This window comes from Paenibacillus sp. FSL R7-0179, assembly GCF_038002265.1.
Classification (GTDB): Bacteria; Bacillota; Bacilli; order Paenibacillales; family Paenibacillaceae; genus Paenibacillus_AQ.
Map to the genome: position 1 here is coordinate 2,849,248 of NZ_JBBOCC010000002.1, position 13,987 is coordinate 2,863,234.

At 53.0% G+C, this 13,987-nt stretch carries 12 protein-coding genes; 8 read left to right on the forward strand and 4 right to left on the reverse strand.

Annotated features, from left to right (window positions below; all coding sequences use genetic code 11):
* Positions 1-108 precede the first annotated feature (108 nt).
* The 6 genes from MKX63_RS28620 to MKX63_RS28645 all read left to right on the forward strand — a co-directional run bounded on the left by MKX63_RS28620 (position 109) and on the right by MKX63_RS28645 (position 8,137).
* Positions 109-1,929: a sensor histidine kinase gene (locus tag MKX63_RS28620; protein WP_341021972.1), complete on the forward strand. Its 1,821-nt coding sequence runs from the start codon at positions 109-111 to the stop codon at positions 1,927-1,929.
* Positions 1,926-2,771, forward strand: a complete 846-nt coding sequence (locus tag MKX63_RS28625; RefSeq protein ID WP_341021974.1) for a response regulator transcription factor — start codon at positions 1,926-1,928, stop codon at positions 2,769-2,771. The genes MKX63_RS28620 and MKX63_RS28625 overlap by 4 nt, the downstream gene beginning before the upstream one ends.
* Positions 2,772-3,401: 630 nt before the next feature.
* The gene (locus MKX63_RS28630; protein WP_341021975.1) at positions 3,402-4,697 is read left to right on the forward strand and encodes an ABC transporter substrate-binding protein; all 1,296 of its coding nucleotides are present in this window, start codon (positions 3,402-3,404) and stop codon (positions 4,695-4,697) included.
* Between the two features lie 85 nt (positions 4,698-4,782).
* Complete coding sequence (locus tag MKX63_RS28635; RefSeq protein ID WP_341021977.1) at positions 4,783-5,667, forward strand: carbohydrate ABC transporter permease; 885 nt, start codon at positions 4,783-4,785, stop codon at positions 5,665-5,667.
* A gap of 12 nt (positions 5,668-5,679) precedes the next feature.
* Complete coding sequence (locus tag MKX63_RS28640; RefSeq protein WP_341021979.1) at positions 5,680-6,507, forward strand: carbohydrate ABC transporter permease; 828 nt, start codon at positions 5,680-5,682, stop codon at positions 6,505-6,507.
* Between the two features lie 22 nt (positions 6,508-6,529).
* Entirely contained in the window at positions 6,530-8,137 is a 1,608-nt protein-coding gene (locus MKX63_RS28645; protein ID WP_341023330.1) for a bifunctional metallophosphatase/5'-nucleotidase, read from the forward strand.
* A gap of 68 nt (positions 8,138-8,205) precedes the next feature.
* On the opposite strand, the gene MKX63_RS28650 is transcribed toward MKX63_RS28645, so the two are convergent.
* The 4 genes from MKX63_RS28650 to MKX63_RS28665 are packed head-to-tail and all read right to left on the reverse strand — an operon-like array spanning position 8,206 to position 12,574.
* Complete coding sequence (locus MKX63_RS28650; RefSeq protein ID WP_341021980.1) at positions 8,206-9,027, reverse strand: arylamine N-acetyltransferase; 822 nt, start codon at positions 9,025-9,027, stop codon at positions 8,206-8,208.
* Between the two features lie 4 nt (positions 9,028-9,031).
* Positions 9,032-10,276 (reverse strand): beta-ketoacyl-[acyl-carrier-protein] synthase family protein, encoded by a 1,245-nt coding sequence (locus MKX63_RS28655; protein ID WP_341021982.1) that lies wholly within the window; start codon positions 10,274-10,276, stop codon positions 9,032-9,034.
* Entirely contained in the window at positions 10,273-11,559 is a 1,287-nt protein-coding gene (locus MKX63_RS28660; RefSeq protein WP_341021984.1) for a beta-ketoacyl synthase, read from the reverse strand. Before MKX63_RS28660 ends, MKX63_RS28655 begins: the two co-directional genes overlap by 4 nt.
* 4 nt (positions 11,560-11,563) lie before the next feature.
* Positions 11,564-12,574: an NAD-dependent epimerase/dehydratase family protein gene (locus MKX63_RS28665; RefSeq protein WP_341021986.1), complete on the reverse strand. Its 1,011-nt coding sequence runs from the start codon at positions 12,572-12,574 to the stop codon at positions 11,564-11,566.
* Positions 12,575-12,771: 197 nt separating this feature from the next.
* Between MKX63_RS28665 and MKX63_RS28670 the strand changes: the two genes are divergently transcribed.
* Positions 12,772-13,167, forward strand: coding sequence for an acyl carrier protein (locus MKX63_RS28670; protein WP_341021988.1), 396 nt, complete (start codon positions 12,772-12,774; stop codon positions 13,165-13,167).
* A 6-nt stretch (positions 13,168-13,173) separates the two neighbouring features.
* A complete protein-coding gene (locus MKX63_RS28675) occupies positions 13,174-13,929 on the forward strand; it encodes an SDR family NAD(P)-dependent oxidoreductase (RefSeq protein ID WP_341021990.1) in 756 nt (251 codons plus the stop codon).
* The last annotated feature ends 58 nt before the right edge of the window (positions 13,930-13,987 follow it).

The following is a 13,987-nucleotide window of genomic DNA, read 5'->3' on the forward strand; positions in this document are numbered from 1 at the left end:
TTACGGAGAGCCGCTGCTTTTCTGTTGTTGTAATTTGTGTATAATACATGTACAACCATACATGTAACGGAGGGAACGATGAAGCGGTTCATGCCATATCCATCCCTCTTGAAGAGGCTAACGGCGGATTTGCCCTTTCTGTTCAGCGGCAGGATGCCGCTGCGGCGGAAGATTCTGCTAAGCAACCTCCTGATTGTCCTGCTGGCACTGGTGATCTTCATGGTCAGCATACAGCGGATTGTCTTCAATCAGACCCTGGAGAGAACCACGGCAAGCTCACAGCAGGAAGTGCGTCTGGTCAAGCAGTCGATGGAGACAGTGTTCCAGTCGGTCCAGAACTTCACGAAGTTCGTGCTGATTAATCAGGACACCCAGAAGCTGCTCAGCAGAGATACCGGTGCCGGCAATGATGCCGCTGCACTGAAGTCGATCTACAATACACTGGCTGCAATGCTGGTCACCGAGCCGAATATCGACTCTGTTATTATTGAATCCTTGAACGGCAATCTCTATTACACCTCCAATCTGACCGGCGTGACCCGGGAGAGTCTCGGCATCTATCCCCGGGCGGAGATTGATGCAGCCAGAGGCGGGGCGGTGTGGGCGGATTCGCTTACGCCTGCCTTTCTGTCCGGGATGAAGCACAAGAATATGATCAGTGTGGGCAGGGTCATTAAGAGCATGGAGAGCGGGACCCCGCTTGGCTATATCTATGTCAACATTGATGAGCGGACACTTGCACGCCTCTATCATAATGAACAGAACCTGGAGAGCGCTACGCTGGTCATCAACCGGAACGGAAGAATCATCTCTGCGAATGAAGCCTCAAGGGTGAACCAGCCGGTCCCGGAGGCCTCCCTTACAGATTGGGTCAAGTCAGTCTCACAAGGAACCCGGACCCAGGAGGTCGCTGGCGACCGTTATTTAGTATCCATGCAGAGTCTCACCCCCTATGACTGGAAGGTAGTCCAGCTGGTGACGATATCGGAGCTAACCTACGGGTATTGGAAAATCGCCCTGCTGCTGGCCGGGTTCGGCCTGATCAGCATTCTGTCGGCCGTGCTTCTGTCCATTCTGTTCGCCCGCCGGCTGACCCGGCCGCTCAGCCAGCTTAGCGAAGCGATTGTCGAGGTGGGCAGCGGGAATCTGGAGCGGCGCGCCGCCGCCGATTCCGAGGATGAGGTCGGCCGGCTGGGAGCTACCTTCAATGAAATGGTGGAGCGCATCCAGCGCCTGATGGTCCAGGTGGAGACGGAAGAGCAGACCAAAAGGATGCTGGAGCTGCGGCTGCTCTATTCGCAGATCAAGCCTCATTTCCTGTACAATACACTGGACACGATCCGTGCGATGGCAGTGATGTCGGGGGCGAAGGACATCAGCAGGATGCTGAAGGCGCTGGGTGAGTTCTACCGGATCTCGCTTAGCAACGGTCAGGAGCTGATAACGGTGGCCCAGGAGCAGAAGCATCTGGAGAGCTACCTCTATATTCAGCAGATCCGATTCCCTAAGCTGAACTACCGGATATCGTTCGGGCCTGGACTGGAGTCCTGCCTGGTGCCGACCATGCTGCTTCAGCCGCTGGTCGAGAATGCGATCCACCATGGCATTAGAGGAATGGCGGACGGCGGCTGGTGTGAAATTACCTGCGCAGCGGAAAGCACGGACGGACAGAATCTGCTGTGCTTCACCGTCCGTGACAACGGTAAGGGCATGAGCGAAGAGCAGCAGCGGCTGATCTGGTCGGAGCATGACAGCGCGGAGAGATACAGCTTCGGACTCCGAAATATTCAGGACCGCATCCGCCTGCGGTTCGGAGCGGCTTATGGAATCCTGCTAGCCTCTGAGCCGGGCCGGGGCGTAGAAGTGAAGCTGCGCTTGCCGCTGCTTAAGCAGACGAACGAACAGGAAGAGGGGACAGTCAGACTATGAACACAGCACCGGTAGCCCGCGTCCTGATTGTGGACGACGAGTATTATTTCAGGCAGCTGCTGATCCGTCTGGTGGATTGGGAAGCCGCCGGGTTCGAGGTGGCCGCAGAAGCCGATGACGGCGCGGCCGCACTACAGATCATCGGGGAGCAGCCTATCGATCTCATCATTACGGATATTGAGATGCCAAATATGAACGGGCTTGAATTCATTGGGGAAGTCCGTAAGCTGAATTCGGCGGCTAAGCTGATTTTCATCACCAGCTACGATAATTTCTCCTATGCACAGCAGGCCATCTCGCTTGGAGCGGACCATTATCTGCTGAAGCCTATCGATGAGGATGCTGTGGAACAAGCTCTTCGCACGATCCGCACGCAGCTGACAGAGAAGTGGGAGGCAGAGCGGTATATCAACCGGCTCAGAATCAAAGCCGGGGATGTACAGGAGCCGCAGGCAGTTGATGCCCGTGCTCAGAAGCGACAGAGCAGCGGTACTGCCTTAATCACCAAAACCATTGCCTATGTGACGGCACATTATGCCGAGGATACGTTGTCACTGCAGAGTACGGCCAGCGCCCTGTTTGTGAACCCTAGCTATTTAAGCCATGCGTTTAAGAAGGAGACCGGCGAGTCGTTTGTGGAATATGTGACAAACGTCCGTCTTGGTGAAGCCATGAAGCTGCTTAGCCAGGGGGCCTTCGAGGAAGAAGCACCCGCACCCAAGATTGCGACGATAGCCCGGCAGGTGGGCTACAAGGACCCGTTTTATTTCAGCAAATGCTTCAAGAAACGTTACGGAATGACCCCGAATACCGTGTACAGCGGTAGTTATTCGGATACATAAGCAGCAGCTATAGGCAGGGCCCGGTGTTTTGCAGCCGGGCTTTTCTATGTTAAGGAATTATGATTTACCCGTCTGCGAATAGGTTTGTACGCGAATGTAATCAAAAAACCGAACACAAGGGGTGCTGCTACGCCGGGAGGTGGTCCTCATTCTTCACAGCCAGTAACATTTATAGAGGAATGCTGCAAGAAGTGCAACAATATTGCTCAATAGAAGCGACGAATGCCGAAATCCTGCATGAAATGCAACAAATCCAACGTTAAGTCGCTCTAACCACCGAACTTTGTGCAAAAAATGCAACATTGTACTTCAACCCCGTAACATTTATAGAGAAATCCTGCAAGAAGTGCAACAATGCTGCTCCTTACAAGCGGCTGGTCAGAGAAGGCACCCGCTTCCTTCACCCGCAGTGTAATTTTGTTCCTGATTGCTTTTCTGTCGGTTAAAGTTAACCCTGTGTAAAGCTGCCGTTAACATGGGAACGCCCCGTAAATTGAGTGTAAACTTACCTGACACACCTAAAAATTTTACTGTTAAAACCAACATATCTCCATTCGTACACGGCGGTTCACTTGTTAAGATGATACCTGTAAGTCAATTCCCGAAATATTGAAAGGTGGTCCAACACAAATGTTCGGAAAAAAGCTTGGGGTAGTTGCAGCATCCATCGCGCTTAGCAGTGTAGTGCTTAGTGCTTGCGGAGGAGCCAACGGTAACGAAGGGGCAACTCAGAATCAGGATGCGAAAGCGGCGGAAGGTAAGGAATCTGTCTCCTTATGGATGTTCGATGCAGATCCGATGTATCAGGCTGCTGCCGAGGCTACCGCAGCGGAAGTCGGCGTGGATTTGAATTATGAGTACATACAGGACGAGACCTACAAGACCAAAATCAGTGTTGCACTGGCTGCCAATGAGCTACCGGATGTATTCCAGCAGCATGCCGGGAAGTCCTACCGGACACCTGTACTGCAATCGAAAACGGTAGCCCCGCTGAACGATACCCTGGATTCCACAGGACTTGGTGCGAAATTTCTGGACAACCAGCTGGTGAAAGAAGAAGACGGCAATATCTATTCCGTTCCTTCCAATATCAGTACAACCCTGGTCTTCTACTATAACAAAAAGCTGATGAGCGATCTGGGCGCTACGCCTCCTGCAACCTGGGATGATCTTCAGGCGCTGGTATCCAAAGCCGATGATAAAGGGATCATCCCTATCGCCCTCGGCGGCAAGGAAAGATGGCAGGGTGATCTGCTGTACAACCTGCTTGTAGCGCGTCAGGACGTTAACGCCTTCGACAATGCGATTAAAGGCGATGCGAAGTTTACAGATGCTCCATTTGTAGATGCGGCGAAGCAGGTAGCCACCCTGGTAAGCAGCAATGCCTTCCAGAAAGGCTTCCTCGGCTCGGCTTACCTGGATGCCCAGGAGCTGTTCAAGAATGATAAGGCGCTGATCTGGATTGACGGCAGCTTCAACTTCGGCGCGTTGTCGAAGGCCATGGGCGATAATCTCGGATATATCGCATTCCCGAAGACGGGTGCAGAGGATGTCTACAGTGCGACGATCGGCTTCCAGAACTCGGCGGCACCTTACTCCTTGTTCGTGAACAACAGCTCCAAGCACCTTGACAAAGCCAAGGAATTCGCCATTAAGCTGTCTCTGAAGCTCAATGATGAGTTCGTACGCAAAGGCCTGCCGGGCTATGCAGCCAGTGAAGTGAAGTCGGAGTCGCAGAATGAGCAGCTCTCCGCTTATGCTGCCGATATCAGCAAAACAGCCAAAACCCAGGCGATGTGGTTCGGCCTGCTGTCGGCAGATACAGGTCAGGAATACCGCGATATGACGCAGCAGCTCTATGGCGGCAATCTGACGCCTGAGGAATACACGGCCCAGCTGGAAACATTGCTCCGTTCGGCAGAGTAAGACACGCTTTACAAATATAATAGGGGAAAGGCGATGCAGTCTCTTGGACCGCATCGCTTTTCTGCACTCTGATAGGTGGATAGTGATGGAAAGAGCGCTCTCGGATAAGAAATTAATCGCTTTGTTTCTAGTACCCGGCTTAACCATATTTCTGGTCTTCTATTTCGTGCCGATCCTCATGACGGCGTATTACAGCTTCCAGGAGTGGGACGGAATTAACCCTATGGCCTTCGTGGGCCTGGACAATTACACCAAGATGTTCACCGCAGATAAAAGCTTCTGGAAGGCGGTATGGAACAGTGTAGCCTTCCTCCTGACTGGCGTGTTCGTCCAGCTTCCGCTCTCGTTCGGCCTGGCGCTCTTGGTCTCCCGCAAAATGAAGGGACGCAAATGGTTCCGCAATATTTACTTTTTCCCGGTGGTCATGTCAACAACGATGGTCAGTCTGCTGTGGGTCAAAATCTACGATCCGAACATCGGGATGCTGAACACGCTGCTGGAGGCCGTTCACCTTGGCAGCTGGGCACAGGCCTGGCTTGGAGATACCAAGACGGCACTTTTGTCCGTCCTGATCGTAACAACCTGGCATTATGTAGGCTATAACATGCTGATCCTGTTTGCAGGTATCCAGGGTATCTCGGAACAGTATTATGAAGCCGCGAAGCTGGACGGAGCTGTCGGCTGGAAGGCAGTCCGTTATATCACGCTTCCGCTGCTGTCTGATGTGCTGCGGATCTGTGTCGTGCTGAACGTGATTTACGCGCTCAAGACCTTTGAGAGTGTGTATGTGATGACGAACGGCGGACCGCTGCATTCCACAACAATGATTGCCCTGAAAATGTTCCAGGAAGCGTTCCTGAAGCAGAACTTCGGCTACGGCAGTGCGCTTGCCGTATTCATGGTGCTGGAGTGTCTGATCATCGCCTGGGTACTCAACAAAGTGCTGACCCGTGAAAAAATTGAATATTAAGGAGGACCGGACATGCTGAAGACTACGAAAAATACAGGCATCTATCTGTTGATGATCCTCATTGCCGTCCTCCAGTTGTTCCCGCTATACTGGCTTGTGGTAAGTGCGTTTAAGGATAATTCGGAGATTATCGGCGGAGTGGTCTGGGCGCTCCCCACAGAATGGCGGTTTAGTAATTTCTCAGAGGCTTGGGTAAGCGCCAAGGTGAATCAATACTTTTTCAACAGTGTGTCCGTTACGCTGATTACCCTCTTGTGCGTGCTGCTGTTCGCTTCGATGATGGCTTACGCGCTGACACGGATGAGATTCAAATACAACGGACTGATTCTGTTCATTCTGCTCATGGGGGTCATGGTGCCGATTCATGCTACGCTGATTCCGCTGTTCATGATCCTGAAGAATCTCGGTATTCTCAGCTCGCGGCTGTCGATTATCCTGCCGTACATCGCTGTGAATCTGCCAATTGGCGTCTATATGCTGTCGGCGTTCCTGCGGAGCATGCCGAAGGAGCTGGAGGAGGCTGCGTTCATCGACGGCTGCGGGGTGGTGAAATCCTTCTTCAAGGTCGTGCTTCCTCTGCTGAAGCCGCCGCTTGCCTCGGTTGCGATCTTCGTGTTCCTCGCCGTATGGAATGAGCTGCTGATGGCGGCAACCTTCATCCAGAAGGAAACGCTGCGGACGCTGCCGCTCGGGCTGATGAACTTCAGCGGCCAGTACAGCATTAGCTGGGGACCGCTGGCCGCAGCAATGGTAATCTCTACGCTGCCGATTCTGCTTGCTTATGTGCTGTTCAGTGACCAGATGGAGAAGAGCTTCACCGCAGGCGCAATTCTGAAATAAGAGACGAAGAAGGGTGGACGAGATGATGGAACCGGCAGCAAGCCGTAACCTGCGCAAGATTGTGATTATCGCTACCTCGGATGTTCATGGCAATCTGTGGGGCTACCGTTATGAAGACGGACTCGATACCGTAAATGACGGGCTCGACAGAGTAGCAGCTTACGTCCGGGAGCTTAGAGAGAGCGGAACCGAGGTTCTGCTGATCGATAACGGTGACATCTTCCAGGGAAATATGCTGACTGACGATGTCTACAATAAGCGGCCGGATGAGAGGCATCCGGTCGCGGCAGCACTTAATGCCATGGGCTATGCTGCACTGACGCTGGGCAACCATGAGTTTAACTTCGGCCTTGGCCTGATTGAGCGGATCAGGCAGGAGCTGAGCTTCCCGGTGCTTGCTGCCAATGTCTGGGACACGGAAGGCAGACCCTTTGCAGAGCCATATGTGATCCTAGAACAGCACGGCATCCGGATTGCGGTTATCGGTCTGACGAATCCCAACGTTCCGCGCTGGGATGGAGGAAAGGTTGAGGGCCTAAGGTTCGGCCATATGGCCGAGACCGCGCAAGCGATTGCCGCCTCCCTCCGTGCGGAAAGGAAGGCGGACCTGATTGTGATCAGCGCCCATGCGGGTATGGTCGCAGAATTCGATGAAGAGGGCGGCTCGGATGCCGCCGGACGGATTGCGGAGCTTGTTCCTGAAGCAGATGTGCTGCTGGTCGGCCATATGCATATTACCGTAAACCAGCGCATCGGGAATACCGTTATTGGAGGGCCGCGGGACCGGGGGCGGGAGGTTGTACGCTTCGACCTGACACTGGAGCTGGAAGGCGGTCAGCCCAAGGTTGTGAGCCGGGAGGTCACGGTGGTAGATATGAGCGGCTGGGAGCCGGACCCGGAACTGCGCAGTATGGTTGCTGGGGCGCATGAAGAGACCCTCCGGTTCATCGCCGAAGGCGGTGGTGGCTCTTCCATAGAAGGGGAGGGCGGCATTCTGGGGTATGCAGCGGCCGATTTCCAGCCTGAAGAGACTGCCGGGCTGCCCGCCGGACGGGTGCAGGATACGGCGGTCATAACCTTGATCCAGCGTGCCATGCTGGAGGCCAGCGGAGCGGATGTTGCCGCTACTAGCCTGTTTAACGACAACGCGGATCTGAAGCAGGGACCGCTGACGTATGCAGATGTCTACCGCATTTACCCTTTTGATAATGTGCTGTATGTGGTTACCGTTACCGGCAAGGAGCTAAAGGCTTATATGGAAGCTTCAGCTTCACATTTCCGGCAGTGGCAGCCCGGAGACACGAATATATCCGCCGATCCCGAGGTGCCGAGCTACCTCTACGATATGTTCGCCGGGGTCAATTATCAGATCGACCTCTCGCAGCCGGCAGGCCGGCGGATCATCCACCTGGCCTACCGGGGCAGACCGCTTGCCGATACGGACGAATTGCAGCTTGCCGTCAACAATTACCGTTACAGCAGTCTATTGAAGGCCTCGGGACTGGTCAGCGCCGTGAAGCACTGGGAGTCGGATTGCAGCGTCCGCGAGCTGCTGGTGCGCTACATCCGGGAGCGCCAGACGATTATACCGGAGGTAGATCATAACTGGTCCATTACCGGAATGGATTAAAATAAGAGCAGCCCCACATTGAATGAACGATCAATGTGGGGCTGCTCCCGGATAAGGCGGGGTGAATTTTATTCACCCCATATTGGTGTGCCCAGGGATTCGAGAGTTTCTACAGCTTCATGAACCGGGAGGTTGGTCATGCCGAATTCATTGTGCACAATATCCTGAATCTCCTGTATGGAGTGCAGCTTCATTTGCTCTTGGCTCTCCTGATACCGGATGGTGAATGTATTATTTACAAGAGACAGCGAGCGCTGCCGGTCCGGCTGCCACTGATAGACCCGCAGGATAGTGGTGAACAGACGCTGCGGCTCATTACTCCAGTGAATAAGCCGGTGAACTTCCGGCAAGCCTGCGCGCTCATAGGGACGAAATATCCAGTGATGCTGTTCTTTGCCTGAAATGCCGTGCACCAGATGGAATTTAAGCTTGTTGCTCGGGTCAGGATAGCCCATAACCCGGGAATGGTGAATCATAAGCTCATGCGGCTGGGAGATATCCAGCGGATAATAGACGGGATGCCCCAGTGCTACATCCGTATAATAGAGCCGGTCTGCAATCTTCACGACTGTAGCCAGATGGGAGGCGTATTTAATAGGATAAGCATCGTAGCCAAGCTCCTGCAGCAGCTTGCAGAAATAATAATTGCCCGTGTGGCACACGCCGGAGTAATCAAATCTATACATATGATCCAAGTAGACTTCCTGCGGAGGAAGATAGTATTGCTGTTCTTCAAAGGCCTTAAGATAATGCAGCTTGGAGATATTCTCAAAGACTAGACGGGTCATCCGCGACCTGACTAAGCGCTGCAGATAATCCAGGCTGGGAGGCTCCACAACCATGCCGATCCGCTTCAGGTACAACCCAGCCCATGCTGAAGGAGTCTCCATTCGTTCATCCCCGCTTATATTTAGCAATGACCAGAGACGCATTCTGTCCGCCCATGCCGAATGAATTGGTGAGGGCCATCTCTATGTCCGCAGGTTTCGATATATTCGGAGTATAGTTCAGGTCACACTGGGGATCAGGGGTTCTGTAATTGATCGTTGGCGGAATGAACCCGCTGCCCAGGCTAAGAATCGTTACCAGAGTCTCCATGGCCCCGGCGGCTGTCATCAGATGGCCATGCATCGATTTGGTGGAGCTGATGTCCAGTTGCCCGGCGAGGGTACCGAAGACTGCCTTAATCGCTTCAGTCTCATGCTTATCGTTCTTGGGTGTCCCTGTGCCATGCGCGTTAATGTAGGTGATGGCCTCCGGCGGCACTCCGGCATCCTCAATAGCCCGCTCCATGGACAGGATCATTCCCAGGGAAGACTCATGCGGGTCTGTGATGGAATAACCGTCCAGCGAGCTGCCATACCCCCGTATCTCCGCATAGATCGGCGCATGCCGGCGGAGTGCATCCTCTTCCCGCTCGAGCAGGAATAGAACCGAGCCTTCCCCGATTGTGAAGCCGTTCCTGTTCAGGTCAAACGGGGAGCAATTCTCAGTGCAATCATCCTTCGTGGGCTCAAGCGCACCGAGCCGGCAGAGGCGGGCCAGAGACATCGGGTCCAGCTTGGACGAGACTCCCCCGGTGATCACCGCATCGGCATCCCCGGATCTCAGCATAAGCATGGCGTCGCCAATCGCCTGCGCGGAAGCAGCGCAAGTGCCGAAATTCGCTATACTTGGGCCTCCTATGCCAAAATCACGGGCAGCATGATAGAACATATAAGAGGGCTGGTTAGCGAGCAGCGTCTCAAGCTCCATCGGCTCTGATGGAGTCTGCTCTGCATTGCCATAAGCGTACAGATACTGGAGATCCTCAGGAGAGGAGGTATTGGGGTCAGTGCCTACAATTAAGCTGATGCGTTCGGGAGCATAGAACCTTCCTGGACCGCCGGTTTCCAGAAGCTCCTTCACACAGGAGTAGAACAGCTTGAAAATAATATTGCCGGCAACAGGGTACTGCACCCGGTCCAGCGCCGAATCATCAATCACAGCTGCATGTTTAACAGGCAGGCTGCCCACCTGATACCGCTGAATCGGCCTGATTCCTGAATGGCCCGCCTTCAGATGGGTGACTATGGATTCCAGTTGGTTGCCCAGAGGGGTAATCGCGCTTATTCCCGTTACTACAATTTTGCTTCTCATCGCGGGTGATTGTCCCCTTTCTCAAGAATGATAGCGCTGTAGGCCCCGCCCGGTCCTGCACTGCTCACGACAGTCCGTTCAATATCCATGGCCGCATTCTCCGGGCGGACCCATTTGGTGCGGCTGTCAGAGGGCGCAGATGTATGGTTCAGCGGCACAGCAGTTTGGCTGATCATCGATTGCACCGCCAGGATCACGTCGAGCAGACCGGATACGGGGCCGAGATACCCAAGATACCCCTTCAATGCAGAAGCGCTTACGCTTGAGCCATTCCACACAGCAGAGATACCCTTAAGCTCAGCATCATCCCAAGCGGCAACAGACGGTGCGTTGCACATCATCAGATCAATGTCACCCGGGGCAAGCTTGGCACGCTCCAGCGCCAGATTCAGGGCCTTCGTGAAGCCTGCCGCCGACAATTCCAAGTAAGTCTCACCAGGAACGGTCAGGCTGGCCCCGCCTTGGATTCTGGCAAGTATAGGGCGGCCATTGCTTAGGGCAACTTCTTCCCTTTCCAGGAAAATAGCGCCCGCGCCCTCACTCATAAGCGTGCCTGATGATTGCGGGCTGAAGGGAGTGACCAGCTTTTCAGGATTCCCCCGTGCGGCCGTGCTTCTGACGAGTCCGGTCTCCAGCCACCACCTGAATTCATGGGCGCTGAAGGGACTGAAGGAGGCGGAGACCATGGCTTGGTCTATCCGCCCGGTCTCGATGGCCCTAGCCGCAGACAGGAGGGCTGTTATGCCTCCGCAATCGCTATTACAATACAAGTTGCCGGGTCCGTGCGCTCCCGTGGTTTTGGCAATGAAGTGCGAAGGTACCGTGGTTAGTTGCTTCACGCCGCTTAAGGGAGGAATCCGGTGCAGGTTATCCCCCAGCCGTGAAAAATCCATGGCTCCCTCTCCGCCGCTGCTGCAGATCGAACGAATGATCTGCAGCGTCTCAGGGTCCAGATTTACCGGATGATTGGCCACATAGACCGCACAATTCATAGCGTTATTCTCCAGACTTGCGAGCAGTCCATAGTCATTCAGCATTTGATAGGCGGCCTTCATCTGCAGCTTATTGTATCTCAGCATCATGTTAGAGCCGGAAATGCCCAGGTCTCTGATACTGAAATTCGGAATTTCACCTCCGATGGAGCAGCTGCAGGCGGATGCATCGAATAGGCTAATGGCGCTATAGGCTGTTTTGCCTTGAAGCATGGCTTCATAGATCTCCCCGGGCGTATAGCCCAGAGGAGTAACACAGCCCATGCCGGTTATAACAACGGATGGTTTCATAGGATTATACAACTCCTGTCGTTGCTGTATGGGATTCGGGCAGCCAGTATCGTTCATACCAGTCTACGGTTTGCCGGATTCCTTCCTCCAGCGGAGTATCTGCTGACCACTGAAGAATCGCCTTGGCCCGCTCAGGGGAGAGATGCTGTTGCAGAATTTCCCTGCCGCTCTGAACTTCATATTGCGGTTCAATATAATCCAGATTCATTGTGCGCTGAATAAGTGAGGTAACCTTCTGGATCTCCCACAGCTTGCCGGTCCCGAAGTTAAATACATGCTCTCCGTCCTGATGTCCTTCATAATGGTACATGGCCATATATGCCTGGACCAAATCCTTGATGTAGAGGAAGTCCCGCATATAGGTTCCGACTGAAGAGATTCGGATGACAGGCCGGAGCTTGCCGTATAGCCGCTGTATGGTCCCGGGAATAAGCCTGCGGAAGTTCAGATCGCCTCCTCCGTAAATATTGCCGAAGCGCCCGACTACAATAGGCAGGCTGAAGCTGTGTCTGTAGCTCTGGGAGATCAGGTCGGAACAGGATTTCGAGGCGTCGTAAGGATTCCTGCCCTGAATGGGCATCTCTTCATCATAGGGGAGAATGGGGCTGTCACCGTAGACTTTGTCACTGGAGGCAATAATGATTTTGGAGATCTGGTCCTTGTGAATCCGGCAGACCTCCAGCAGATTGTAAGTACCCTTCACGTTGGTCTCGAACGTCTGCCAGGGGATCTGGTATGCCAAATCCTGCATGGATACGGCAGCCAGATGAAAGACGGTGTTAATTCTTTCGTCCGTGATAGCGCGTTCAATTAGGTGGTAGTCAGCAATTGAACCATAATAACAGCGGATTTCCTTGTCCAGCCCCATTTTAACAAACGGGCTTCGCGGGTTGAGCTCACTTAGGATGGAGGTTAGTTCAGCACCTTGTTCAAGCAAATGTTGAGTGAGCCATGTCCCTACGAATCCTGATGCACCTGTAACCAGCGCACGGCAGTCCGATAAAGCGCCCTTCATTGACATAACCTCCTACAAATCGACTGATAGAACACTAGGATAATACATCCATTTTTGCCGATAATAACTCACTATGAAAATAATTTCAATAGTAAATAACACTATCTTTAACTCTTTTATCGCCAAAAAAATCATTGCTATGAATAGAAAAATATGTATACAATAACAAATAAATCTATTCTTCGCGGAGGTGCGTTATGGATCAGACCATTTACAGCAAAGTGAAAAAATTGTTGCAGGATGTCCTTGATCTGCCAGAGGCTCAAATCATGCCGGACACTTATCTTTACAGAGATTTAAACCTGGAAAGTGCAGAGACGCTGGAGCTAACGTTCATGCTTGAACAGGAATTCGGCATCAAGATCGACAGCCAGGAATTCTGGAATTTGCCCAATGTGATTGCCAACCGGGGAATGTTCAGCGACGGCCGGCTGTCTCCGGATGCCGTGTCTTCTGTACGGCAATATTTCACTGTATCGGATGAGGACCTCTCGGCGCTTGCCAGCCCCTATGATCTGTTCAATTATCTGACCGTAGAGAATATGGTAGATTTCGTATCGGCCAAGTTAGAGAAATCGGAGAATAGGGTGTGACCGGCCGTGAAGATTGATTTCTCGGGCAAAGTAGTCATTATTACCGGAGGAAGCAGAGGCATTGGGCGGGGAATGGTCACACATTTCGCACGGGCTAACGCGACCGTATACTTCACCTATTTATCCAGTGAAGATCAGGCAGCAGCAGTTGTGCAAGAGTGCAGGGAGCAATACGGGGCAGATGTCACCGGCCTGAGAGTGGACGGGAGATCCAAGCCTGATGTGGAGAGCTTTATGGATACGGTCTGGAATGATCATAAGCGTATAGATGTTGTAGTTAATAATGCTGCCTGGATTCCAAGAGGCCTGTTTCTGCAAATGAGCGAGCAGGATTGGAGCGAGGGAATCAGCGCCAACCTGAATTCTGTCATTGCCTTCTGCTCTTCGGCTATCAAATATATGATCCTGAATAAATCGGGATCGATCATCAATATTTCATCCCGCTCGGCACTGCAGCCCGGGCGGGGCCAAGCAGTATACACAGCAACCAAAGGTGCGGTTGAATCGCTAACGAAGGTACTGGCACTGGAATACGGTTCGTATAACATCCGTGTTAACACTATTGCGCCCGGACTAATCGAAACCGATGTCGTAAATACGATGCAAACCGGGGTCAAGAAGAAGATTCAGGAGCGCACTCCCCTTGGAAGAATGGGCACCGTAGACGATGTCAGTCATGCAGCGCTGTTCCTGGCCAGTGAATATGCCTCATATATTACAGGCACCCAATTGCCGGTGACCGGAGGAAGACATTTGGATTAACTTTGGCGGGTAAGGGATGTGAAGCTGCTTGCGGTATATGCAATTGGTATCTTTTACA

Bases quoted from the DNA above. Each gene is read 5' to 3' on its own strand.
- MKX63_RS28625 (WP_341021974.1), top strand. From the start codon at position 1,926: ATGAACACAGCACCGGTAGCCCGCGTCCTGATTGTGGACGACGAGTAT.
- MKX63_RS28630 (WP_341021975.1), top strand. From the start codon at position 3,402: ATGTTCGGAAAAAAGCTTGGGGTAGTTGCAGCATCCATCGCGCTTAGC.
- MKX63_RS28635 (WP_341021977.1), top strand. From the start codon at position 4,783: ATGGAAAGAGCGCTCTCGGATAAGAAATTAATCGCTTTGTTTCTAGTA.
- MKX63_RS28640 (WP_341021979.1), top strand. From the start codon at position 5,680: ATGCTGAAGACTACGAAAAATACAGGCATCTATCTGTTGATGATCCTC.
- MKX63_RS28645 (WP_341023330.1), top strand. From the start codon at position 6,530: ATGATGGAACCGGCAGCAAGCCGTAACCTGCGCAAGATTGTGATTATC.
- MKX63_RS28650 (WP_341021980.1), bottom strand. From the start codon at position 9,027: ATGGAGACTCCTTCAGCATGGGCTGGGTTGTACCTGAAGCGGATCGGC.
- MKX63_RS28655 (WP_341021982.1), bottom strand. From the start codon at position 10,276: ATGAGAAGCAAAATTGTAGTAACGGGAATAAGCGCGATTACCCCTCTG.
- MKX63_RS28660 (WP_341021984.1), bottom strand. From the start codon at position 11,559: ATGAAACCATCCGTTGTTATAACCGGCATGGGCTGTGTTACTCCTCTG.
- MKX63_RS28665 (WP_341021986.1), bottom strand. From the start codon at position 12,574: ATGAAGGGCGCTTTATCGGACTGCCGTGCGCTGGTTACAGGTGCATCA.
- MKX63_RS28670 (WP_341021988.1), top strand. From the start codon at position 12,772: ATGGATCAGACCATTTACAGCAAAGTGAAAAAATTGTTGCAGGATGTC.